Origin of the sequence: Variovorax fucosicus, from assembly GCF_030316825.1 — a bacterium.
Classification (GTDB): domain Bacteria; phylum Pseudomonadota; class Gammaproteobacteria; order Burkholderiales; family Burkholderiaceae_C; genus Variovorax; species Variovorax fucosicus.
This window is the reverse complement of sequence record NZ_JASZYU010000001.1, coordinates 115,013-138,385: the sequence shown is the minus strand read 5'-3', so window position 1 is coordinate 138,385 and position 23,373 is coordinate 115,013. Positions and strand designations below refer to the sequence as shown.

The window sequence follows — 23,373 nt, the reverse complement described above, 5'->3', positions numbered from 1 at the left end:
TTGTTAAATAACAATAGGATGAGTCTTTATGCAACGCAGAAGTTTTGTCGCCTCGACGGCGGTTATTGCCGCGGGCCTGGCCCGTTTGTCATCGGCGCAGGCCGCCGAGATGGGGGTGAGCGACAGCGAAATCGTGCTCGGTAGTTCGGCCGTCCTGAGCGGCCCGGTCGGCCCGCAGATCAAGGTGATCCACAACGGCGCCGGGCTGGCCTTCGATGCCGTCAACGAACAAGGCGGCATCGGCGGCCGCAAGATCAAGCTGGTGGCGCTGGACGACGAGTTGAAGCCCGAGAAAGCGGTGGAAAACTACGGCAAGCTGCTGACTGACCATCGAGTGTTCGCGTTCTTCGGCTGCGTGGGTTCCAGTACCACGGCCGCTGCGGCCAAGCTGCTGCAGCAGAGCGGCGCCCCCAGCGTGGGTGGCTACGGCGTGGGTGACAGCGCCCGCGAACGCGTTGCAGGCTCGGCGTATTTCGTGCGCGCCAGCAATGCACGTGAGGCGCAGGCCCTGGTCGAGCACCTGACGACCGTGAGCGTGAACAAGATCGCTATCGCATACCTGGACACTCCGGGCGGCGCCGAGGCGGTGAAGCTGATCGAGGCGGCCATGGCCACCCACAAGCTGACGCCGACCGCAGTGGTATCGGTGAAGTCAGACGGCTCGACCGTCGCCGCCGCCGGCAAGACACTCGCCGACAGCCGCCCCCAGGCCGTTCTGATGTACCTGGCCGGCACGGTGAGCGGCGAGGTGATCAAGGCCATGTATGCCGCCGGCAGCAAACCGATGTTCTATGGCATGTCGATCGTCTCGGGCGAGGTCACGGCCAAGGTGGTACCCCTACAGGCGGGCGGGCTGGCCATCTCGCAGGTCACACCCTACCCTTGGGGCGAAGTGGAAGCCGTCACGCGCGACTACCGCCGGCTGGCGGAACGCGCGCAGGTGCCGGTGGGTTACGGCAGCTTCGAGGGCTACCTGAACGGGCTGGTGATGATCGAGGCGCTCAAGCGCACCGGCCGCGACCTGACGCGCGCGCGCCTGCATGCGACGCTGCGCGCGCTCAGGCTGCGCCTGGCCGGCATGGACATCGATTTCTCGACCGGCGGCAACACCGGTTCGCGCTTCATCGAAATGGTGCGCGTCACGCCCGAAGGCCGCTTCGTGCGCTGAGTCACCATGCCCTGGCGCAGCAGGGCGACCGCGCCCAGGGCCCTGGATTCGCGCATCGCGATGAACTCCATCGCAAATCGCTGTTTGCCCGGACGCCTGTCCGTTTGCACACTTGGAACTTCGCAGTGATGAGCCAATTGGGCTATGACGAAACCGAGATCGGCGATCTTAGCGATGTGGGCACTTTCGCGACGGTCTGACGCTTGATGAGATTCAAACAATGATGGAGACAACCGGATGCTGACGCAATTTCAGAAACTCTTTTCCAGCGGCTGCGCCTCGCTCGTATTGGCGCTGACCGCTTTCGCGCCTCTCGGGGCACTCGCCGACGAGTATCCGCACAAGGCAATTCGTCTGATCACGCCCAACTCTGCGGGTTCGAGCACGGACAACGTCGCGCGCAGGCTTTCCGAACGGCTTGGAGTGGCGCTCGGTCAACCGGTGTTTGTCGACAACCTCCCGGGAGCCGGCGGCGTACTCGGCACTGAAGCACTGGTGCGTGCGCCGAAGGATGGCTACACGATCGGGCTTGTCAGTTCGAACCATGTGATCTTCCCGCACATGTACAAGAATCTCAGGTTCGATTCCCAGAAGGACACCACCCCGATCGCCACGGTGGGAACCGCGCCCATGCTGCTGGTTGCGCGCAGTGATTTCGCCGCCAACAATGCGGAGCAACTGATCGCGTTGGCCAAGCAGAAGCCAGGCGCTCTGACCATGGCGTCGTCCGGCAATGGCACGATCTTGCATCTGGTCGGAGAACTCATGCAGAGCATGGGGGGGTTCCAGTTGACGCACGTGCCGTACAAGGGCGTCGCGCCGGCTCTGCCCGACGTGGTCTCAGGCCAAGTGGACGTCGGTTTCTTTGGACAATCGAGCGTCGAGGGGCTGATCAAGCAGGGCCGACTCAAAGTCCTCGGAGTGACCAGTACGGCACGCATCCCCCAGCTACCGAACGTCGCCCCGATCGCCGCCGTGGTGCCCGGCTTTAGTTTCGAAGGCTGGTATGCGGTGATCGGCCCGGCGGGTCTGCCGCCAGCCGTGATGAAGCGACTCAATGCCGAGGTCAACACCATCGTTGCGAGCGACGGGTTCAAGGTGCTTCTGGCGCAGGACGGTACCGTTCCGCGCACGATGAGTCTTGCGCAGACGCGCGACTTCGTGGATGCCGAATACCTCAAGCACGGCAATATCGTCCGGTCGACGGGCGCCACCAACCAATAACGCACCCGACCAATGCTCGGGCCGCGACAAGCACACTGCGTTCGACGCACATCCGCATGAATATTCAGGGCAAAACATTTCTCATCAGCGGCGGAGCCAGCGGTTTGGGCGCGGCTACTGCTCGCATGATCGTCGGTCATGGCGGTGGCGTGGTGCTGCTGGATCTTGATGATGCGGCCGGCGAGGCCCATGCGATCGAACTCGGAGAGACATCGCGTTTCATCCGTACCGACGTCACCGATGAAGATTCGGTGAAGCATGCGGTTCGTCAGTCGCTCTCCGAGTTTGGTTCCCTGCATGGCTTGATCTGCTGCGCGGGCGTTGCGCCGGGCGAGAAGGTTCTCGGAAAGCAGGGTCCGCATACGTTGGCGAGTTTCCTGCGAGCGCTCCAGGTCAACTTGGGTGGAACATTCAACACGATCAGACTCGCGGCCGAGGCCATGCGGCACAACGAACCCGATGCCGGGGGAGAGCGTGGTGTGGTTGTCTGTACTGCCTCTGTCGCAGCGTTCGACGGGCAAATCGGTCAGGCGGCCTACGCCGCGTCGAAGGCCGGCGTGGTGGGCATGACCCTGCCTATCGCCCGAGAACTGGCCGCATATGGAATTCGCGTCATGACGATTGCGCCGGGCATCTTCGAGACGCCCATGCTGATGGGCCTTTCGCAGCAGGTGCGTGAATCGTTGGGAACCCAGGTGCCATTTCCCCCTCGGTTGGGCCGCCCCGGTGAATACGCACAACTCGTCCAGTCCATCATCGCGAACCCGATGCTCAATGGCGAGGTGATTCGGCTGGACGGGGCGATACGAATGGCTTCCAGGTAGAGCCTCGCGATGAGCCGGCGAGGGCGGACGGTCAGCGCGTTGATGTCTCTCGACGCCTTGAAGGCTCATTGATCGGCGGTATCCACGGCTGCTGCTTACACATCGACGAGACCCACAAATAGAGAAGACAACACCATGAATGGATACGCCGCGCCGCTGCGAGAAATGCAGTTCGTACTGAGCGATCTGGCCAATCTTGACGAAATCGCTGCCTTGCCTGACTTCGCCGAAGCCACGCCCGACCTTGTCGCCGCCGTGTTGGAAGAGGCGAGCAAATTCGCATCCGGCGTGCTGTCGCCGTTGAACCCGGTGGGTGATGCAACGGGTTCGAGGTGGCAGGACGGTGAAGTACTTACCCCGCCGGGGTGGGTCGACGCCTACAAGCAGTTCTGCGCGGCCGGCTGGACAGCGTTGGCGGCGCCGCGAGAGCACGGCGGGCAAGGGCTACCGGTGGTGGTCTCAGCACTGGTAGAAGAAATGTGGAACGGCGCGAATATTGCCTTCGCACTGAGTCCGCTGCTCACGCGCGGCGCCATTGCGGCGCTTGAGCTGAAGGGCTCCGACGCACTGAAGGAGCGCTACCTTTCCAGGATGGTAAGCGGTGAATGGACTGGTTCAATGAACCTTACCGAACCACAAGCCGGCTCTGACCTCGCAGCTGTGCGAACGCGCGCAGTTGCCCAGAGTGATGGGACCTACCGCATACGCGGGCAGAAGATCTTCATCACTTATGGCGAGCACGACATGACCGACAACATCGTGCACCTGGTGCTGGCGCGCACTCCCGACGCACCTGAAGGGGTGAAGGGCATCTCATTGTTCGTCGTGCCCAAGATGATCCTGGATGACAGCGGCTCGCCCGACGTCCGCAACGATGTGCGATGTGTTTCGATCGAACACAAGATGGGCATTCGTGGCAGCCCGACGACGGTGCTGGCTTTCGGCGACAAAAAGGGTGCCGTGGGGTACTTGGTCGGTGAAGAGAACCGCGGCTTGGAGTACATGTTCGTGATGATGAACGAAGCCCGCTTTGCTGTTGGCCTGCAAGGCATCGGATTGTCTGAGCGTGCCTACCAGCGGGCTTTGAACTACGCCAAAGATCGAACCCAAGGCAGCGAAATCGGCATCAAGGGTGGCTCCAAGGTAGCCATCATTCGTCATCCCGATGTGCGCCGGATGCTGATGTCAATGAAGTGTCGGATCGATGCAATGCGTTCGCTTGCCGGCGTTGTGGCAGCGTCCATGGACACGGCGCGCGGCCATCCAGAACCGACCCAACGCGCGCGCAGTCAGGCATTCGTCGACCTCATGATGCCCGTAGTGAAGGCTTGGTGCACGGAGACCGGCATCGAGGTCACTTCGCTCGGCATACAGATACATGGAGGAATGGGATTCATCGAAGAGACCGGCGCCGCCCAGCATCTTCGGGACGCGAGAATTACCACGATTTACGAGGGAACCACAGGTATCCAGGCGGCCGATCTGATCGGCCGAAAGATCGCGCGCGAGAAAGGGCAGACCATGCAATGGGTCGTCGAGCGCATGCGCGAAACCTCGGAACGATTGGCACAGTCCGGCGACCCGCAGCTGCTCGCGATCGGCAAGCGTTTGGGCGCCGGGATCGACGCGCTGGTCGCCTCGACCGACTACATGCTCGCGACTTACGATGCCGACGTGAAGCGGGCCTCGGTGGGCGCAGTGCCCTTTCTCGAGTTGTTCGGCATCGTGGCCGGCGGCTGGCAGCTGGGGCGCGCCGCGCTCGCAGCTCAACGATACCTCGAGCAAGGACAGGGCGAAGCTGCGTTCTACCGCACCAAGGTGTTGTCGTCGCGCTTTTTTGCCGAGCATTTTCTGACGCGAGCCCCCGGACTCGCACAGACGGTGTTGCACGGTGCGTCCCCCGCACTTGCGATCGACGACGATTGCTTTTGAGTTGAGAACAACAGCCACAGAAGAGATCAGATCCATGGCTCTACTTCGACAATGCTTGCGGGAAGTCCGAATCCGGCGGGGCGACAAAGACGCGTTTCTTCTTGACTGTCCCGCTCCGGCTCAGGGCGAGGAGGCCGGCAAATCCTTGCTCGCCGCGCCCTTCGTCGCGACTCTTGTCGAAGGGATTGACATCTCAGGCTCCATGACGCGCTCGCTGAACTGTGATGAAAAAATGTAGATGCAGTACTTGATCTTCACTTTTGCGTCCACGCCTCATTTCTACGTTCGCCCGGCGAAGGAAGGCATGGACGCCTTCCTCGCCAAGCGCCGAGCGACGTTCCAGCACAGCTGAACTGCCCCACCAAATGACGGAAAGAAATCTCATGACCCAACGCGACATCTTCGTGGTCGGCACCGCCCGCACCGCGATCGGCACTTTCGGCGGCGCGCTGAAAGACGTTCCCAACACCCAACTGGCCACCACGGCGGTGAAGGCCGCGATCGAGCGCAGCGGCGTCGCGCCCGACGCGATCGGGCACGTCGTGATGGGCAATGTGATCCCGACCGACGTGAAGGACGCCTACCTCAGCCGCGTGGCCGCCATTGACGCCGGCTGCCCGATCGAGACACCGGCCTTCAACGTCAACCGCCTGTGCGGCTCCGGCCTGCAGGCGATCGTCTCGGCGGCGCAGGCCATTGCGCTGGGCGACTGCGACATCGCCATCGGCGGTGGCTCCGAATCGATGAGCCGCGGCCCGTACTTCGACACTTCGGCGCGCTACGGCGCGCGCATGGGCGACGCGGTGCTGGTCGACTACATGCTCGGCATCCTGCACGACCCCTGGGAAAAGATGCACATGGGCATCACGGCCGAGAACGTGGCGGCGCGCTACGGCATCACGCGCGACCAGCAGGACGCGCTGGCGGTGCTGAGCCAGCAGCGCGCGGCCGCGGCCATCGCGGCCGGCTACTTCAAGGCGCAGATCGTTCCGGTCGAGGTCAAGACACGCAAGGGCGTCTCGCTGTTCGACACCGACGAACACGTGCGCGCCGACACCACGCTGGAGACGCTGGCGAAGATGAAGCCCGCGTTCAAGAAGGACGGCCTCGTCACCGCCGGCAACGCCTCGGGCATCAATGACGGTGCGGCCGCCGTGGTGCTGGCCGAGGGCGGGCGCGTCAAGGCGCTCGGCCTCAAGCCGCTGGCGCGCCTGGTCGGCTACGCGCACGCGGGCGTCGAGCCGGCCTACATGGGCATCGGGCCGGTGCCGGCCACGCGCAAGGTGCTGGAGCGCACGGGGCTGAAGGTGAGCGATCTCGACGTGATCGAATCGAACGAAGCCTTCGCGGCGCAGGCCTGCGCGGTCATCAAGGAGCTGGGCTTCGACCCCGCCAAGGTGAACCCGAACGGTTCCGGCATTTCGTTGGGCCATCCGGTGGGTGCCACGGGCGCTATCATCACGACCAAGGCGATCGCGGAGCTGCACCGCGCCGGTGGGCGCTATGCGCTGGTGACGATGTGCATTGGTGGCGGGCAGGGTATGGCCGCAATCTTTGAACGCTGGTTCTGAAGGTCGAGTTCGTCGCGAACCTTTTTCGCTGCGTCTGATTTACTCTTATTTGGATGGTTGGCTCCATCCCTCTTGCTTCATCCCGATGTTCCGCACCCTGCTCAAGTCCAAGATCCACCGCGCCACGGTCACCGATTGCGAATTGCACTACGAGGGCTCCTGCGCCATCGACGAAGACCTGCTGGACGCCGCCAACCTGGGCGAGAACGAACAGGTTCACATCTGGAACATCAACAACGGCGAACGCTTCGTGACCTATGCGATCCGGGGCCAGCGCGGCACCGGCATCATTTCGGTCAATGGTTCTGCCGCACGCCGGGCATCGGTGGGCGACCTGATCATCATTGCCGCGTTCGGCCTCGTCCCCGAGGAGCAGGTCAGCGGCTTCAGCCCGAAGCTGGTGTTCGTGGATGCCGCCAATCGCATCAAGGAAGAACGCGCCCACGTCCCGGTACAGGCCGCTTCGGCCGCCGCCGCTGCGGCCTGAGCGCTGGCGCTTCGCCGCTCCGGTTCGTTTTGGGCATGCACCCATCCGTTGGCGCCAACCATTCCTGGCAGCAGCGCAGCCTGCGCAGCGTCTGGCACCCCTGCACGCAGATGCAGCGCGCGGCTGCGGTGCCGCCCCTGCCGATCGCGCGCGGCGAAGGCCCGTGGCTCATCGACCATGAAGGGCAGCGCTACTTCGACGCCACCAGCTCGTGGTGGGTCAACCTGTTCGGCCATGCCGATGCGCGCATCAATGCGGCGCTGAAAGACCAGCTCGACCGCTTGCCGCACGTGATGCTGGCCGGCTGCACGCACGCGCCGGCAGTGGAGCTGGCCGAACGCCTGTCGGCCCTGACCGGCGGCGTGCTCGGCCATTGCTTCTTTGCGAGCGACGGCGCCTCGGCGGTCGAGATCGCGCTGAAGATGAGCTTTCACCACTGGCGTAACCGCGGGCTACCCGCCAAGCGCGAGTTCGTCTGCCTGCGCCAGGGCTACCACGGCGAGACGCTGGGCGCGCTGGCCGTGACCGACGTGGCGGTGTTCCGCGATGCCTACGATCCGCTGCTGATGCGTGCGCACCAGATGATGTCGCCCGACGCGCGCCAGGCTGCACCCGGCGAAACCGCGGTGGATGTTGCTGCGCGGGCCGCGGCCGAGCTGCAGGCGCTGTTCGAGTCGCGCCATGAACACATTGCCGCGCTGATCATCGAGCCGCTGGTGCAGGGCGCTGCCGGCATGGCGATGCACGATGCGGCCTACCTGCGCACGGTGCGCGCGCTGTGCGACCGCTACGAGGTAAACCTGATCGCCGACGAGATCGCGGTCGGCTGCGGACGCACCGGCACCTTCTTCGCCTGCGAGCAGGCCGCCATCTGGCCGGACTTCGTCTGCCTGTCCAAGGGCATCAGCGGCGGCACGCTGCCGCTGTCGCTGGTGATGACGCGCGACGCGATCTACGAGGTCTTTCTCGATGACAACGTTGCGCGCGGCTTCCTGCATTCGCACTCCTACACCGGCAACGCGCTGGCCTGCCGCGCGGCGCTGGCGGTGCTCGACCGTTTCGAGGAAGACGACGTACTGCAGCGCAACCGGCAACGCGCCGCCGCGTTGACCGCGGCGCTCGCGCCTTTGCAGGCCGACCCGCGCATCGAGCACTTCCGCCAGCGCGGGATGATCTGGGCCTTCGACGTGCGCGCGCCCTTCGTGGGCGAGCGCTTTGCCGAACGCTTCCACCTCGCGGGCCGCGAGCGCGAACTGCTGATTCGCCCGATCGGCCGCACCGTCTACCTGATGCCGCCCTACGTGCTGGACGACGGGCTTGCCGACTGGCTCGCGCAGCGCGTGATGCAGACGCTGGATGCCGTGGCCTCTTGCGAGAACGCCCATGCTGATCGAACACCTGAACCACCGACTGCGTGAGCGCGATGGCCAGGCGCTGCGCCGGCAGCGCCGCACCACCGAGTCGCCCTGTGGCCCGCACCAGCGGGTGTCCGGCCGCGACATGCTGGCCTTCTGCAGCAACGACTACCTGGGGCTCGCGAACCATCCGGCGCTGATCGAGGCGCTGGGGGAGGGCGCGCGCCTCCACGGCGCGGGCAGCGGCGCATCGCATCTGATCAGTGGTCATTCGCATGCCCATGCGCTGCTCGAAGACGAGCTCGCACGGTGGATGTCGCCCTCCATCCCGGGCGCGCGGGTGCTGAGCTTCTGCACCGGCTACATGGCCAACCTGGCGCTGCTTACCGCGCTGGGCGATGCCAGCGCGACGATCTTTGCCGACAAGCTCAACCATGCGTCGCTGGTCGACGGCGCACTGCTGGCCAAGGCGCCGCTGCAGCGCTATCCGCACGGCCGGCTCGATCTGCTGGCGCAGCAACTCGGGCGCTGCAGCACGCCGATCAAGCTGATCGTGAGCGATGCCGTCTTCAGCATGGACGGCGACCTGGCCGACCTGCCGGCCCTGCTGGCGCTGGCCGAGGCGCACGACGCCTGGCTGGTGGTCGACGATGCCCATGGCTTCGGCGTGCTCGGCGAAGGCGGCCGCGGCAGCCTGTCGCACTTCGGCCTGCGCAGCGAGCGATTGATCTGCATGGGCACGCTTGGCAAGGCCGCAGGCCTGGGCGGTGCCTTCGTGGCCGCGCACCCGAGCATCATCGAGTGGCTGGTGCAGTCGGCGCGTAGCTACATCTACACCACCGCAGCGCCGCCGGCGATCGCGCATGCGCTGTGCGCGAGCCTGCGCCTGATCGGCAGCGACGAGGGCGAACAGCGGCGCGCACGGCTGCGGCAACTGATCGAGCTGCTGCGCGACCGGCTGAACGCGCTGATGCAGCAGCACCCCGGCCTCGGCTGGCGCCTGGCCGATTCCACCACCGCGATCCAGCCGCTGATCGTTGGCGACAACGCGGCCGCGCTGGCCTTGTCTGCGGCGCTCGATGCGCAGGGCCTGTGGGTGCCGGCGATCCGACCGCCGACGGTGCCCGCAGGCACCGCGCGGCTGCGCATCACGCTGAGCGCAGCGCACACGCCAGAGGATGTGCAGACACTGGTCGACGGGCTGGCGCGGGCCGCCGCAAGCCTGCGATGAGTGCCGCACCGATGCGTGGCTGCTTCGTCACTGGCACCGACACCGAGGTCGGCAAGACGCGCGTCAGCGCCGCGTTGCTGCACTGGCTCGGCGAGCGAGGGCTGCGTTGCGCCGGCTACAAGCCGGTGGCTGCCGGCACCGAATCGATCGACGGCGAAGCGGTCAACGAGGACGTGCGTGCGCTGCGCGACGCAGGCTCAGTGGCACTGACCAACGCCGAGGTCGGCCCCTGCCAGTTCGAAGCCGCCTGTGCGCCGCACATCGCGGCGGCACTCGAGGGCCGCACCATCGAGCGTGCCGTGCTGCTGCAAGGGGCCAGGACGCTCGCGGTGCAGGTCGACCAGCTGGTCGTCGAGGGCGTCGGTGGTTTCTGCGTGCCGCTCGCGCCTGACTTCGACAGCGCCGACTTCGCCGTGGATCTGGGGTTGCCGGTCCTGCTGGTGGTCGGGCTGCGCCTGGGCTGCATCAACCATGCGCTGCTGAGTGCCGAAGCAATCCGCGCGCGCGGCCTGCGGTTGGCGGGCTGGGTCGCGAACACCGTCGATGCGGCAATGCTGCAGCGTGACGAGAACCTCGCCACGCTGCGCCATGAACTGGGCCGGCGCCACCAGGCGCCTTGCCTGGGCGTCGTACCCCGGCTGGCCAGCCCGGAGCCGGCGGCTGTTGCGGCTTGCCTTGACGATTCGGCGCTCCGCGTGCTGTTCGGCTTGGCATGATCATCGATGCGGCGTTCCGTGCCGATCCCTATCCGACCTATGCCGCGCTGCGCGAGGCCGGGCCGATCCACTGGAGCGAGGAATTCTTCGGCGGCGCGTGGCTGCTGACGCGCCATGCCGACGTGGAGGCGGTGCTGCGCGATGCCGTGCGCTTCTCGGCGCAGCGCACCGGTGGCTGGGTGATGCAGAGCCGGGCTGCCCGCAGCGAATTGATGGACTTTCAGCAGCTCTTCGCGCGCGCGATGCTGTTTCTCGATGCGCCGGACCACACGCGCATCCGCAGCGTGCTCAACGCGGGCTTTCGCAATGACGTCCTGCAGCAATTCGCGCCGGCCATCGGGCAGCGCGTCGATGCCTTGCTCGACGCGGTGGACGCCGACGCGGGCTTTGACTTCATGCAGGCGCTGGCACGGCCGCTGCCGGCCGAGGTGATGGCGATGCTGATGGACATCCCTGCGGCCGATCGCGGCGACTTCATCGCCTGGTCCGACGATCTGGCGACCTTCATCGGCGCGCCGATACCGTCGCTCGAGCAGGCACGGCGCGCACGCACCAGCCTGCTGGCGATGAGCGGCTACTTCGAGCAGCTCGTGCCGCAGCGCCGGCACGCGTCGGGCGACGACCTCGTGAGCCGGCTGCTGCGGGCCGAGGCGGCAGGCGACATCCAGCCCGGTGCCGAGCTGCTGGCCCAATGCGCGATGCTGCTTTTCGCCGGCCACGAGACCACGCGCAATCTGCTGGGCAACGGCCTGCAGGCGCTGCTCGCCGATCCGGTTTCGTGGCAGCGCCTGCAGCGCGAGCCCGCGCTCTTGCCGGGCGCGGTGCGCGAGCTGCTGCGCTTCGACAGCCCGGTGCAGTACACCGGCCGCCGCGTCACAGCCGATCTCGTGCTGCATGGTCGGCAGTTGCGTCGTGGCGACCTGGTGGTCGCGCTCATCGCCTCTGCCAACCGGGATCCGGCGCGCCATGCAGAACCCGATCGCCTGGACGTCGCGCGCCGCCCTGGCGGCCTGCTGTCTTTCGGCGCCGGCCCGCATCTGTGCATCGGCGCGGGCCTGACGCTGATGGAGGCCGAGATCGTGTTTGGCCGGCTGCTGCGCCGATTCCCCCGGCTGCAACGGGTCGATGCACAGCCGCGCTGGAGCGGCAATGCGGTCTACCGCGGCCTGGGCGCGCTGCCGGTGCGTCAGGCCTAGGCAGCGGGTTTCAGAGGGCCTCCGGGATCGTCCGAAGCTCCCTGCTGCGAGCCTGAGCGGCCTTCACGACCGACTCGATGGACCATGGCGGCGGCGTGGTTGCGCCGGCGTCAATGTCCCGGCACATCGTTTCGTTTAGTACCGGCATCGAGCCATCCCTCAGCCTTGCCTCGGCCATCCGCACGACGCTGTCGTGCAGCGCCGCGGGCAGGATCCGCCCATCGAGGTAGTCGCCGACGATGGATTCGGCGGCAAATAGAGAAAGGGCCATGGGATGCTCGATACGGACGATGGGACAGCGTCAGGCTATCGCTGAAACCCGGACTTGTCTGTTCGATACCGAACCCAGGCGCAGCGAGTCGCCCACCATGTGCCTCGACACCCGCAAAAAGAGCCAGATGTCTGTTCATGGTCATCCTGCGTACCTCGCCGGGAGCCGGTTCCCGATCGAGTGCGAAACCGTCAGGCTGCGCTGGCCCAGGAGCGCAGTGAGGCAGGCGACACCGCCGGCCGCGACTGATACCCAGAATCCCTGGCTTGGGCCGAAGGCGTCGATGACCAATCCGGTGACGAACGAGCCGATCGCCATGCCGATGCCGATCCCGGTCATCACCCAGGTGATGCCCTCTGTGAGCTTGGCGGCAGGCACCAGCCGTTCGACCAGGCTGAAGGCCGTGATGAAGGTTGGCGAGATCGCTGCGCCGCTGACGAACAGGGCGAGGGCCAGCATCGGAATATTGCTCACGAACAGCAGCGGCACGGTCGTCGCGGCCGCGATGGCGATCGCGATTGCAAACTGGCGCGAAAGCGGCATCCGGGGCTTCAAGGCGCCGAACACCAGGCCAACGAACATGGAGCCGAGGGCATAGCCGCCAAGCACCAGACTGGCCGCGGCCGCATTGCCGAATTCAACCGTGAGCGCAATGACGGTCACCTCGGCCGTACCGAAGATCGCGCCGATGGCGACCAGCGCGAAAGTCAGGATCTGGATCGGGCGCAGTTTGATGGTCGGCGTGCCGCCGCCCCTGGCCGCCGGCTGCACCCTGGGTTCAGTGCCCCTCTGCAGGATGAAGGCGGCGGAGCCGACGGCGAGGAACAGGGTCGAGGCGAGCGGGCCGGCCTCCGGGAACAGCGACACGCTGAGACCGACGGCCAGGGCCGAGCCCGATATATAGACAAGCTCGTCTGCGACCGACTCGAAGGCGAAAGCGGTGCCGACCTTGGGCGTGTCCCGGTAAAGCTCCGTCCATCGCGCGCGGATCATGGCCGGCATGCTGGGCATTGCGGCGGCGAGCAGCGCGAACGCGAACAGCATCCAGACCGGCCCGCCGAAATGCGTCGTGGCCAACAGGCCGATGAAGCCCGCCACCGAAAGCGTGGTCGCCGGCGTGAGGATGCGGCGTTGGCCGAGCCGGTCCACCAGCCGGGAGATCTGCGGCGCGACGAGCGCGTTGACAAGCGCGAACGTGGCCGCGACCGCACCCGCGAGCCCGTACGCGCCGTTCGTCTGCGACAGCATGGCGACGATGCCGATCGTGGACATGGCAACCGGCAGGCGAGCAACGAAGCCTGCCGCTGCAAAGCCTTTGGCGCCCGGCGTCCGGAATATCTCGGCGTAGGGGTTTGGCATCGGGAAGCTCCTCGATCTGGAAATGGATAAGATGACATACGGAGCGTACGTCAATACATATACGCTTCGTATGTGAAGGGGAAAGACGAATGGCGCACAGACCGCGCAAGGAAATGATTGCCGAAACGCGGGCAAAGCTCATGGACGCGGCGCGCCAGGCATTCGGCTCGGTCGGCTATGCGGACGCTTCGATGGACGACTTCACGGCCGCGGCCGGCCTCACGCGGGGCGCCCTCTATCACCATTTCGGTGACAAGAAGGGGCTGCTTCAGGCCGTCATCGCCCAGATCGACGCCGAAATGTCGGCACGTCTGCGCGTCATCGCGGCCAAGGCGACGAACCCCTGGCGCGGCTTCGTTAATGAAAGCATCGCCTATATCGAGATGGCCATGGAGCCCGAGATCCGGCGCATCGTCATGCACGATGGCCCCGCGGTGCTGGGTGATCCCTCGACCTGGCCGTCGCAGAGCGAATGCATCCGCTCGATGACCGAGAGCCTCAGAAGGCTGAAAAAAGACGGCTTCATCATCGACGTCGATCCGGAAGCTGCCGCACGGCTGCTCAGCGGAGCCTCGTTGCACGCGGCCCAATGGATAGCCAATGCGGACGATCCTGCCGCCGCATCGAAGCGCGCGGTAAAGGCATTCAAGGCTTTGCTGAACGGGCTTCTCGTCAAGGACGCGAAGCAGGTCTTGACGCGAAAGGATTGAAGATGAAACAGGTCGGAGCAGGAACAAAACCAAAGCCAAAGGCTGCGCAGGGCGCCGTCGTCCTCCTCTCGGGCGGCAATCCGCAGATCGCCAAGGCGGACGGCGACGCTCCGGTGCAGGCGTATATCGATGCGTTGCCTGGCTGGAAGCGCGACGTCGGAAAGCGCCTGGACGCACTCATTGCGCAGAACGTGCCCGACGTGCGCAAGGCCGTGAAGTGGAACTCACCGTTCTACGGCGTCGAGGGCCAGGGTTGGTTTGTGGGATTCCACGCCTTCACCCGTTACCTCAAGGTGACCTTTTTCCGCGGCTCATCACTGCGACCGATGCCGCCCGGCCCAAGCAAGGACAAGGACACGCGTTACCTCGACATCCACGAAGGCGACGAGCTCGACGAGCTGCAGATCGCGAACTGGGTGAAGCAGGCGGCTGCGATGCCCGGTTTTCTCGGCCGCCCCGCGCTCCGAAGGCAGTCGGTCCGGTAGACCGAGCAGGTATTCGTCGACAAGCGACAGTCCGGCGGACCGCCCAACTCGGAGGAGACTCGCATGGGACTTCTAACCTTCAGCCTCAACGTCACCCTGGACGGCTGCGTCGACCACCAGGAGGGAATCGCCGACGACGAGACGCACGCCTTCTTCACCCGCCTCATGGACGAGGGTGGGGCGATGCTGTGGGGCCGCGCCACCTACGAGATGATGGAGAGCTACTGGCCCGCGGTCGCCCGCGGCGATGTGGAGGCACCGCCGACGCTGCGCGAATGGGCGGTCAAGCTGGAGATCAAGCCGAAGTACGTCGTGTCGTCGACGCGGACGGAATTCCCGTGGACCAACAGCCACCACATCGCCGGCGACTTGCGCTCGGGCGTGCAAAAGCTCAAGGACGCAACCCCGGCCGGCGTGCTCCTCGGTAGCGGCAAGCTCGCGACCGAGCTGGACCGGCTGGACCTGATCGACGAGTACAAGTTCCTCGTTCACCCCAGGATCGCCGGCCACGGCCCGACCCTGTACCAGAGCGGGCTGCCCAAGACGCGACGGCTTGAGCTGGTCTCGGCGAAGCCGCTCAGCAACGGCGCGGTCGCCATGCATTACCGGCGCGCGCGGCTAACAATCGGTTGCAGCGGACGCTCCGCTGCGCGGCCCGCCGCTGAACAGGAGCGTTGAACGACTGCTTCCGGGGAGCGCCCAGCGCCCGCTATGGGCCCCTCGCGACGGCAGCGCGACCGGCTACAGTCGGCCAGAAGCTGCCGCTCGATCGCCAGGTCCAGTTCGCTCGGAAGCAGACAGTCGGTGCGCTTGCACATCATCCATTTCACTGAAATAAGACATGCCCGATCCTGACGACGCATGGCCCTTCGAGGACGCGCCGAACCTCGCTTGCTTCACCGTGAGGTCCATCATGAATGGGACTGCGCCAATCCTCTACGTCTCCCACGACGATGACGATGGCGCTTGGCAGATGCTCACGAGTGACGCTGCCGATATGTCCCAAGCGATGATCGTGGCGCTTGTGCAGTTGATAGAGCGCGACCGCACGCTGATTGAACTGGCGGACATGCCACTCGGGTGGTCTGCCTCGCGTGAGGATGGGAACTCGCCATGGATACGCCGAGCTAAGTCAGAATCAGCGGTCGACTGAAGCAGCGGCATTCGACCAGAAGCAGGCACCTGTCACAACCATGTCTACAACAACAAAGCTAAGCCACGATTTCAGCGGTGCGCTGCGGACGTTTGCGTTCTTTATGGCGAGCGGGACGCACTACATGCTTGAAGGCATCGACTATTTAAAGCTGTACGGCGAGTGCCCAAGCGAGTTCGAGATGGTGTTTGCGATTTTCGCCAACGTCATTGAAATGGATGCTGAAGGCAAAGTCCTGAACTTCACGTACGCGCAGAAGCGAGCGACCGACTACCTGAGGTCTTGGTGTGATCCCTCCTTCAAAGTAGATCCGCCGCTGGAGCTTTGGGAGACGGCGCTCTATAGTCCGCCGCCTCTCCAAGATCGAGGATGACCGCTTTCCAGTCATCGCTACTTCCGCTTCGGGCCCGCTGCAGTCCTTTGGGTTTCAAAACTAACCGCCGAAAAGCGGTCATTCAGACGATCGAAGCTTTGCTAACGAAAGCACTGCAATACGGCGCGTTCGTTCGTGCTCGTCCTGCGCAAAACGCATCAACAGAGCTTCAGCCTCTGCGCGGCGGTCGACGCATCGACCCAACTGTTCGGCAATGTCATCACTGGCAATGCCGCCCCGCGCAATCGAATGCTCGGCGATAGCTAAAGCCATCTCCTCTGTCCGCGTAGCAAGCTCAGCGACGTAGTCGGTGCTTGATTGCTCAAGGACGTACAGGAGGTCTGTGACTTCTTCTTCCGACCAGTCGTCCGGTGGCACCCGCGACAGGAAGTCGTGCACCACCCCTACGACACCCCCTTCCGTCCACCAAGCGTCGTATCCATCGACCCAACGGTTCGTGGCCAACCAGCGCCTCAATTTCTCGACTTCTAGGTGTAAGTCCGTTGCCATTGCAATTCCTTAGCGTGATCGAGCGTTCGACAGCGGGCCGAACTCCAGCCTACTCATGCGGCCCGCAAGCAGTCGTCCGCGAACGCCTGGACATGGCCGAATGGAGCATCCGCATTTGATCCGTCGGACGTGCTGACTCGCATTTGATGGCAACGCATGTTTGCGGGGCTCGTGTCCAGCGACCTTCGCTAAACCAACGTCCGCCGCAAAAGCACAAATGCCAGGGCGAACAGACACAGGTACGTACCGGTAGCGCCCCAGAAGCGCAGCGGATGTCGCTTCATAACGCTAGGGCTTCGAAGCATCCCAATCGCATGCAGAATCCGGCTCACCGTGGCGACAATCGCCACCCCGAGCTCAAACGGCGTCGGGGATGCGCTTCCCAGGTAAATAAAGAGCAGCACAAATAGTGGGATGTACTCCGACGCGTTGCCGTGGGCCCGGATTGCGTTTCTGACCTGGTCTTCCGTGGCGCCGGCGCGCCCGGCCGCAAGCATTCGCACACGCGAAACGTTCACGCTTAGGAGCGCATACAGCAGCACCATCGCCGCCGAACAGGCAAGCATGCTTGTCATGACCGCACTTCCATCCTAGTTGACGCATGATAGACACGGGCCGGCCGTGACGCCATCGACGAACGCGTCAGGTTTCGCTCGACGTCGCGGCGCGGACGACAAGACATCTCTGCGGCGAGTTTCGGGTCGTGCTCGACTGATCGGTTCTGGCCGATTGTTGACGAGGGCTGCGGTCAGCGCGCACGCGCTCACCTGTGGTTCGCTGCGAGGCGACGACGAGCGACCACTCCTGGCCCACGACGGCCAGCCGCTACCGACTGACTGGTCACTCCACTGCGCATTCCAGCGAGAAGAGTGGCACATCGGCTCGTCGGCTGAGCCACACGCCGCCGCCCAAGTTCTTGAATTTCCTCGACAGCCCTCGCCGGTACGTGTCTGCGCGGTGCCGAAAGAGGAGAGGGTCGGTGAGGTCTTCGTCCACGATGTCATTCTCGTAGTCCTCGAGCGTCACTGCTTCCACGTAGAGCGCGCCATGGCTTAGAGTCCCGAGGTTGCGTAGGGCACGCTTGAGGTCGACTGGACTCAAATAGGCCAGAACGCCCTGGCAGATGACGAAGTCAAATGGCTCCTGAGCCTGGTAGTCCACGACCGAGCCACGCTCCCAGCCGTAGCGACCGCACAGGTATTCGCTGACCTCGACGCCTTGATACCTCGCCTGCGGAAAGTGCCGGGCTACGATGTCGCGCCACAGCCCCATTCCACAACCGACGTCCAACACTCGACGCACAGGGACGCGCAGGTACTTTAAGTAGGAACTTACAAAGGCACCCAGCCGTTCGACATGCTGCCGGTCGGCTACCTTGGTCTTCTTATCGAAATAGTAGCGCGCGTAGTACGACTCATCGAAGGTGGCGGCATCAACAGACTCCATGGGTGAATCCTACTCGTACGCGCTTGACGTGCAGCGAGGAACTGGAAATTGGAGAGTTGCGACGAACGTCCGGTACTGGCCGGATTCTGACCCTCTACTTTCCAGCGTCTGGCGCGTTGTGCGGGTCTTGCCACTGCTTCACACCCCAAGATTCGGCCAGGGAATTGCGACATGCGCGCGCAAGCCGGAGCGACAATTGTTCGAGTTCTGCCCCGGCTTTTCCTGCGTTGAGCGCGTCCCTGAACTCGACCATCGCTGATTCGACGTGGCGATCTTCCACCATCACAAGTTCGCCCCAGAACAGCAGGAAAAACTTGCTCCTTGCTGCCGCAACCTCCTGCGGCGATTTTGACGTCGCCATCGTCGAAGCAGCCTGAGTGGCATCGGTGTAGAGCTTCAGTTGCCTGTCAAGAAATGGCCTGGTCGCCTCAACTCTTCGCGTTTCAGCTTGGCCTCGTTGCGTAAGGAGGAACTGATATGCGCCCCAGCCGAAGGCGATCACCGCGCCAATCGTTGTGAGAATCTTGAGCGTCGATTCGAGGGACATCTTGAAGGTCTCCTATTGGCTGTGTGTAGCCGAAGCACGGTCGGCGGCGCAGCAGCCCGAAGCGGCCATTACCCGGATATTAGATCGATGATTCCTGCGGAGTCGATCCGGCAAAGCCACTTGACGTGCGACCAGGTGCCGGTCGTGTTGGCCTCTACGACTCCTCGGGCAAAGAGCACCTCGTGCACGCCATCGTCATACAGGTTCTCTGCCAGGCAGGCAGTCGGCGTCGAGCCCTGAGGCCTGCAAGCAGGGAGTAGCTGTTCCCCGGCGTGAGGCTGCAACAATGTCGAATCCCACGAATCGAACCTGCCTTGGCCCGCCGCGTTGATCCCTACAGCATCCGATTGTTCGTCTCCGCCGCGCGGGCGGGGTCGATCGTCCGTGCCGCCGAGCAGGAGCACATCGCGCCTTCTGCGCTCAGCAGGCGGCTCGCCGATCTTGAACGTGCCTTCGGCACGCCCCTTCTCGTGCGGTCGCCGCGCGGCGTTGCCCTGACCGACGCCGGCCGTACGGTACTGGCGCGTGGAGAGCAGATCGACGAGGACTTGCAGGCGCTTGTGCGCGAAGTGCAGACCCGAGGCGGCGAAGTGCGCGGCACCGTGCGGCTGTACGCCAACATGTCGGCGGTAGTCGGCTTCCTGCCAGAGCGGCTGCGCGCCTTCATGGCGGCATATCCCGAGGTCGAAGTCTCACTGACGGAGCACGACACGCGCGACGTCGTCCGTGCCTGCCTTGACGATCGCGCCGACGTGGGCATCGGCGTCGCCATGGCGGTGCCTGGCGGACTCGAGTCCTGGCCTTTTGCCGTCGACCCGCTGCAGGTGGTGCTGCCGGCCGGCCATGCCCTGGCAAGGCGCAAGGCGCTGAGCTTTTTGCAGGTGCTGGAGCAACCGTTGATCGGTGTTCACCGGCACGGCGCGCTCGACCGCTCGCTGCACGAGCGCGCCGCGGCATTGCATCGGTCATTTGCGCCGACCGTGTCGGTCAGCAGTTTCGATGCGGTCTGCCGCATGGTCGAAGCCGGGCTCGGCATTGCGGTGATTCCCCGGAGTGCAGCCGCCGCATATGCCGGCAACCCGCGTTTCGTGCGACGACCGCTCGACGAGCCCTGGGCCGCGCGCGAACTGCGCATGTATGCACTGCGCAAGTCACCGCGGCTGCGCGCGGTCGCCGCCTTGATCGAGAACCTCCAAGGGTAAGCCCGATCTCGCATTTCGCGAGAGCCGGTCTGCCGTATCGGCGCTTTCTGGCACGCGGCGCGCTCGCGAGAATTGGGGATGCCAGCCACTTCTTCAGCCAGCACACAGGCACTCCGGTTCGCGCCGGCCATGCTCTTTCTGAGCCGGTCGGCCGACGTGGTCACCCACAGCCTTCAAGGGGAAGGGGTTTCACTCGAAGAAGCTCGTCCCTTGCGAGACGACGTCTCGACGGACGAAATCACACCGCTGCCGATCCTCACGCACTACGACGACAAGCTCGGCCGCTACCCCTACACCGGCTTCAGGGCCGGCGACGCAACGCCCATCGACACCGATGCGATCCGCATGCATGGCGTCGAGGTCGTGGTGGCCGGCAAACGCTACGGAAAAGGCTCCTCGCGCGAGCACAGTCCGGCCGCAGAAAAGCTCGCTGGCGTCCGGCTCGTGATCGCCGAGAGCTTCGAGCGCATCTACCGCCAGAACGCCGACAACATCGGCCTCTTCACCTCGACCGACTACGGCCTGGTCGAACGCATTCAGGCGGGCGAGGCGATTACGCTCGACGATCTCGTGGCCGGCCGCGATGCATTGGCAGCTGCCATCCTCAAGAGCGGCGGCTTGCTGCGTTTCGGCCAGCAGTCCATGCGGGACATCACCGTCGCGCCTGAGGCCACCGACGCGCGCCCGCGCACGCTGTTCGAGAAGATCGTGGCACGCCATGCGCTGGCCACCGAGTTGACCGACGCGCATCCCGGGCCGGGTGCCGGCGCCTTCGTGCGCGCCGACTGGCGCTTCATCCACGAGTACTACACCGGCATGGCCGCGCACATGCTGCACACCGCCTTCGGCCGCCCGCTTGCGCTGTACGATGCCGCCTCCATCATCGTGTTCGAGGACCACACCTCCTACGTTGAGGAAAGCCCTGCGCACCTGCGCGGCGGGCTGGTGCCCAACGTGCACCGCATGGTCGAGGCGCAGCGCGACTTTGCGGCGGCGTACACGCTGCGCTCGCACCGCACGCTGAGCGAGGCCGAGGCGGCGTCAGACGACGGCAGCAACGTCGCGGGCATCTCGCACGCGATGATGGCCGAGCACTACGCATTGCCGGGTCAGCTCGTTGTCGGCACCGATTCGCACACGCCGCACAGCGGCGCGCTGGGCTGCGTGGCCTTCGGTGTCGGAACCACGGACATGGCCAACGCCTTCGTGACGGGCGCCGTGCGCCTCACCGTGCCGCAGTCGCTGCGCATAGTGCTGGACGGCCGTGTGCCGCCTGGGGTGACGGCCAAGGACATCGTGCTGCACCTGCTCTCCCAGCCGTTCATTCGCACGGGGGGAGGCGTTGGCAAGGTGTTCGAATTTTGTGGCGAGGCTGTCGCATGGCTTTCCACCGACGAACGGGCTACGCTCACCAACATGACAGCCGAGCTTGGCGGCTTCACTGGCATCGTCGCGCCTGATGCCGAAACTGTGCGCTTCCTGCGAGAGCGGCGTGGCATCGACTTTGCGCTCGAGCCCTGGATGCGCAGCGACGAGGGCGCTGAATACGCCGCAACCATTCGCATCGACTGCGCCAGCGTGCCGCCGATGGTGGCCCGCCCTGGCGACCCCGGCAACGGCCTGCCGTTGTCGGAGGTACAGGCGCCGGTGCGCATCGATATCGCGTACGGCGGATCGTGCACCGCCGGCAAGCGAGAAGATTTCGACCACTACCACGCGGTGCTGCGCTGGGCTGCCGACCGCGGGCTGAAGATCGCACCGAATGTGCAGCTGTTTCTGCAGTTCGGAACCACGGCGGTGCGCGACCACTGCATCGCCAAGGGCTACATGGACGCGTTCGAGAAAGTTGGCGCACGCATGCTGCAACCATCGTGCGGCGCCTGTGGCAACTGCGGCCCCGGTGGGTCGACGACGAGTGAGCAGATCACCGTCAGTGCGATCAACCGGAACTTTCCCGGGCGCGGCGGACCGGGCCAGGTCTGGCTCGCGAGCCCGCCGACCGTGGCGGCCAGCGCGATCGCGGGCGAACTCGTGTCCTTCGAGACGCTGCAGCAGCGGCACGCCTGAATACCCACATATATAACCAGGAGACAACCATGACGTCGAAACAGAACTTCACGCGCCGCTCGGTACTGGCTGCCACGGCAGCAGCCGCCGCTGCGGGTGCTTGGCATTTCACCGCAAGCGGGCAGTCCGGCAACATCCGGTTCATCCTTCCCAACGCGACGGGATCCGGCGTCGATGCCATCACGCGCGCAGCGCAGCCTGCCTTGTCGAAGGCGCTCAACGCCGCTGTGGTGGTCGACAACCAGCCTGGCGCAGGTGGGGTGGTGGGCCTGCAGGCGCTGGCGCGGTCGGCGCCCGACGGCAGCACGTTGTCCATCGTGTCCAACAATGTGGTGATCCTTCCAAGCGTGCTGAAATCGCTGCCCTTCGACATGCCGGGCGATTTCACGCCCATCGCGGTGGTCGGAGCGACACCCATGGTGCTGGTGGTCAACCCTGCCAAGGTCTCTGCGACGAACAGCAAGGAGTTCATCGCGTTGCTCAAGAGCAAGCCGGGCACTCTCAATTTCGCGTCCGGGGGCAACGGCACGATCCTGCACCTGGCGACCGAGCTCTTCCTCGAGCAGGCCGGCGCGACCGCCAAGCACATTCCCTACAAGGGCGTCGGCCCGATGGTGACCGACCTGATCGGCGGGCAGGTCGAGTTCGCCACCGCCGCGCTGCCGAGCGTTCAGCCGCACATCAAGAGTGGTGCGCTGCGTGCGATCGGCACCCTTGCCGCCCAGCGCAGCCAGGCAGCGCCAGAGATACCGACCTTTGTCGAGCAAGGATTGGCGAATCTGGTGGTGGAAGCCTGGTTTGCCGTCATCGGCCCGAAGGGCATGAGTGCGGGCAACGTGAAGAAGATCCACGACGCGGTGGTGGTGGCCTTTGCGGATGCTGCCGTCAAAGACGCCATGGCGAAGCAGGGAAACACCATCCGCATTGGCACGCCCGAGCAGGCTCAGGCGGAGTTCAAGAGCGAGCTGACAAAGTATGCGTCCCTGGTCAAGAAGACAGGGCTTGAACCGCAGTAGATGGCGGCTCCGGCAGTGTCCTGCAGAACATGGTTCGCCGCGTGTTCCGGAATGCGGGCCGCACGCGCGAACTCCACGGGGTCGCGCGAACGGCGAGCCAGGTCGGGCTGCCCAGGATGGCCGCGTCCACGAGGTCGTAGCACGCGTAGTACCTGGGGGAAGCTCCGGCGTCGAGATACCTCGCAGCCCGTACCGTTCCCGGCACCGCTGCCAGGCCCGGCAGATGCTCCTGGGCATACCAGGCGTTGAGGTCGTCCTCGAACTCGGGCAGCACATCGGTCTCGACAACGTAGTGGTTCAGGGCAACCTGGCCAGCGGAGGCGCCGGCGAGTTCCTGCAGACAGCGGAGTCGCTGCCAGCCACCGGCACCGGCACCTGCGCCGAGGGGGAGCGTTGGTGCTGCTGTGTCTCCTGGCATGTACATGTAGCACCCGGACCGATCCAGCGCATGCCACGCCTGAACGCTGGTGCGATCGATTGTTTCGGCCAACGGGCCATGCTTGAGAAGCCAAAGGTCTTGCATCACGGGC

The 23,373-nt window shown here is 64.9% G+C and carries 25 protein-coding genes; 18 read left to right on the top strand and 7 right to left on the bottom strand.

The genetic code is table 11. The annotated features are described in order from the left end of the window. Positions 1-28: 28 nt before the first annotated feature. The 10 genes from QTI05_RS00735 to QTI05_RS00690 all read left to right on the top strand — a co-directional run bounded on the left by QTI05_RS00735 (position 29) and on the right by QTI05_RS00690 (position 11,704). Entirely contained in the window at positions 29-1,168 is a 1,140-nt protein-coding gene (locus tag QTI05_RS00735; RefSeq protein WP_286542699.1) for an ABC transporter substrate-binding protein, read from the top strand. A gap of 237 nt (positions 1,169-1,405) precedes the next feature. Next, positions 1,406-2,392 carry a Bug family tripartite tricarboxylate transporter substrate binding protein gene (locus tag QTI05_RS00730; protein WP_286542700.1) on the top strand — a complete coding sequence of 329 codons (987 nt, stop codon included), beginning with the start codon at positions 1,406-1,408 and terminating at the stop codon, positions 2,390-2,392. Positions 2,393-2,448: 56 nt separating this feature from the next. Beyond that, positions 2,449-3,216, top strand: a complete 768-nt coding sequence (locus QTI05_RS00725) for a 3-hydroxyacyl-CoA dehydrogenase (RefSeq protein WP_286542701.1) — start codon at positions 2,449-2,451, stop codon at positions 3,214-3,216. Between the two features lie 135 nt (positions 3,217-3,351). Further along, on the top strand, positions 3,352-5,148 hold the full coding sequence (locus QTI05_RS00720) for an acyl-CoA dehydrogenase (RefSeq protein WP_286622545.1): 1,797 nt from the start codon (positions 3,352-3,354) through the stop codon (positions 5,146-5,148). 383 nt (positions 5,149-5,531) lie between these two features. Continuing rightward, complete coding sequence (locus QTI05_RS00715) at positions 5,532-6,719, top strand: acetyl-CoA C-acyltransferase family protein (RefSeq protein WP_286622544.1); 1,188 nt, start codon at positions 5,532-5,534, stop codon at positions 6,717-6,719. A gap of 85 nt (positions 6,720-6,804) precedes the next feature. Continuing rightward, entirely contained in the window at positions 6,805-7,206 is a 402-nt protein-coding gene (gene panD / locus QTI05_RS00710) for an aspartate 1-decarboxylase (RefSeq protein WP_286622543.1), read from the top strand. 35 nt (positions 7,207-7,241) lie between these two features. Further along, complete coding sequence (bioA, locus tag QTI05_RS00705; protein ID WP_286622542.1) at positions 7,242-8,624, top strand: adenosylmethionine--8-amino-7-oxononanoate transaminase; 1,383 nt, start codon at positions 7,242-7,244, stop codon at positions 8,622-8,624. Further along, entirely contained in the window at positions 8,590-9,792 is a 1,203-nt protein-coding gene (bioF, locus tag QTI05_RS00700; protein ID WP_286622541.1) for an 8-amino-7-oxononanoate synthase, read from the top strand. Before bioA ends, bioF begins: the two co-directional genes overlap by 35 nt. Further along, complete coding sequence (gene bioD / locus QTI05_RS00695) at positions 9,789-10,508, top strand: dethiobiotin synthase (protein WP_286622540.1); 720 nt, start codon at positions 9,789-9,791, stop codon at positions 10,506-10,508. The genes bioF and bioD overlap by 4 nt, the downstream gene beginning before the upstream one ends. Continuing rightward, positions 10,505-11,704 carry a cytochrome P450 gene (locus tag QTI05_RS00690; RefSeq protein ID WP_286622539.1) on the top strand — a complete coding sequence of 400 codons (1,200 nt, stop codon included), beginning with the start codon at positions 10,505-10,507 and terminating at the stop codon, positions 11,702-11,704. The genes bioD and QTI05_RS00690 overlap by 4 nt, the downstream gene beginning before the upstream one ends. 10 nt (positions 11,705-11,714) lie before the next feature. Here QTI05_RS00690 and QTI05_RS00685 read toward each other — a convergent pair whose 3' ends face one another. After that, positions 11,715-11,975, bottom strand: coding sequence for a hypothetical protein (locus QTI05_RS00685; protein ID WP_286622538.1), 261 nt, complete (start codon positions 11,973-11,975; stop codon positions 11,715-11,717). Positions 11,976-12,116: 141 nt separating this feature from the next. After that, a complete protein-coding gene (locus QTI05_RS00680; RefSeq protein ID WP_286657772.1) occupies positions 12,117-13,388 on the bottom strand; it encodes an MFS transporter in 1,272 nt (423 codons plus the stop codon). Between the two features lie 35 nt (positions 13,389-13,423). On the opposite strand from QTI05_RS00680, the gene QTI05_RS00675 reads away from it, so the two are divergent. The 5 genes from QTI05_RS00675 (at position 13,424) to QTI05_RS00655 (ending at position 16,055) form a co-directional block, all read left to right on the top strand. Beyond that, complete coding sequence (locus tag QTI05_RS00675; RefSeq protein ID WP_286622536.1) at positions 13,424-14,044, top strand: TetR/AcrR family transcriptional regulator; 621 nt, start codon at positions 13,424-13,426, stop codon at positions 14,042-14,044. Between the two features lie 2 nt (positions 14,045-14,046). Then, positions 14,047-14,529: a DUF1801 domain-containing protein gene (locus QTI05_RS00670; RefSeq protein ID WP_286622535.1), complete on the top strand. Its 483-nt coding sequence runs from the start codon at positions 14,047-14,049 to the stop codon at positions 14,527-14,529. 63 nt (positions 14,530-14,592) lie between these two features. Further along, complete coding sequence (locus QTI05_RS00665; RefSeq protein WP_286622534.1) at positions 14,593-15,207, top strand: dihydrofolate reductase family protein; 615 nt, start codon at positions 14,593-14,595, stop codon at positions 15,205-15,207. Positions 15,208-15,370: 163 nt separating this feature from the next. Further along, complete coding sequence (locus QTI05_RS00660) at positions 15,371-15,682, top strand: hypothetical protein (protein ID WP_286622533.1); 312 nt, start codon at positions 15,371-15,373, stop codon at positions 15,680-15,682. Between the two features lie 40 nt (positions 15,683-15,722). Continuing rightward, positions 15,723-16,055 carry a DUF7677 family protein gene (locus QTI05_RS00655; RefSeq protein WP_286622532.1) on the top strand — a complete coding sequence of 111 codons (333 nt, stop codon included), beginning with the start codon at positions 15,723-15,725 and terminating at the stop codon, positions 16,053-16,055. Between the two features lie 78 nt (positions 16,056-16,133). On the opposite strand, the gene QTI05_RS00650 is transcribed toward QTI05_RS00655, so the two are convergent. The 4 genes from QTI05_RS00650 to QTI05_RS00635 all read right to left on the bottom strand — a co-directional run bounded on the left by QTI05_RS00650 (position 16,134) and on the right by QTI05_RS00635 (position 18,558). Next, positions 16,134-16,565 carry a hypothetical protein gene (locus QTI05_RS00650; RefSeq protein ID WP_286622531.1) on the bottom strand — a complete coding sequence of 144 codons (432 nt, stop codon included), beginning with the start codon at positions 16,563-16,565 and terminating at the stop codon, positions 16,134-16,136. 188 nt (positions 16,566-16,753) lie between these two features. Next, positions 16,754-17,140 carry an MAPEG family protein gene (locus tag QTI05_RS00645; RefSeq protein ID WP_286622530.1) on the bottom strand — a complete coding sequence of 129 codons (387 nt, stop codon included), beginning with the start codon at positions 17,138-17,140 and terminating at the stop codon, positions 16,754-16,756. A 265-nt stretch (positions 17,141-17,405) separates the two neighbouring features. After that, entirely contained in the window at positions 17,406-18,011 is a 606-nt protein-coding gene (locus tag QTI05_RS00640) for a class I SAM-dependent methyltransferase (protein ID WP_286622529.1), read from the bottom strand. A 94-nt stretch (positions 18,012-18,105) separates the two neighbouring features. Then, complete coding sequence (locus QTI05_RS00635) at positions 18,106-18,558, bottom strand: hypothetical protein (RefSeq protein WP_286622528.1); 453 nt, start codon at positions 18,556-18,558, stop codon at positions 18,106-18,108. 272 nt (positions 18,559-18,830) lie between these two features. Between QTI05_RS00635 and QTI05_RS00630 the strand changes: the two genes are divergently transcribed. From QTI05_RS00630 to QTI05_RS00620, 3 genes are all read left to right on the top strand, one after another. Further along, on the top strand, positions 18,831-19,760 hold the full coding sequence (locus QTI05_RS00630) for a LysR substrate-binding domain-containing protein (RefSeq protein WP_286622527.1): 930 nt from the start codon (positions 18,831-18,833) through the stop codon (positions 19,758-19,760). A 129-nt stretch (positions 19,761-19,889) separates the two neighbouring features. Beyond that, entirely contained in the window at positions 19,890-21,827 is a 1,938-nt protein-coding gene (locus QTI05_RS00625) for an aconitase family protein (protein WP_286622526.1), read from the top strand. 29 nt (positions 21,828-21,856) lie between these two features. Continuing rightward, on the top strand, positions 21,857-22,843 hold the full coding sequence (locus QTI05_RS00620) for a Bug family tripartite tricarboxylate transporter substrate binding protein (RefSeq protein WP_286622525.1): 987 nt from the start codon (positions 21,857-21,859) through the stop codon (positions 22,841-22,843). Here the strand turns inward: QTI05_RS00620 and QTI05_RS00615 are convergent. After that, positions 22,815-23,366, bottom strand: coding sequence for a DUF4286 family protein (locus tag QTI05_RS00615; RefSeq protein WP_286622524.1), 552 nt, complete (start codon positions 23,364-23,366; stop codon positions 22,815-22,817). The two genes, QTI05_RS00620 and QTI05_RS00615, sit on opposite strands and share 29 nt — an antisense overlap. Positions 23,367-23,373 lie beyond the last annotated feature (7 nt).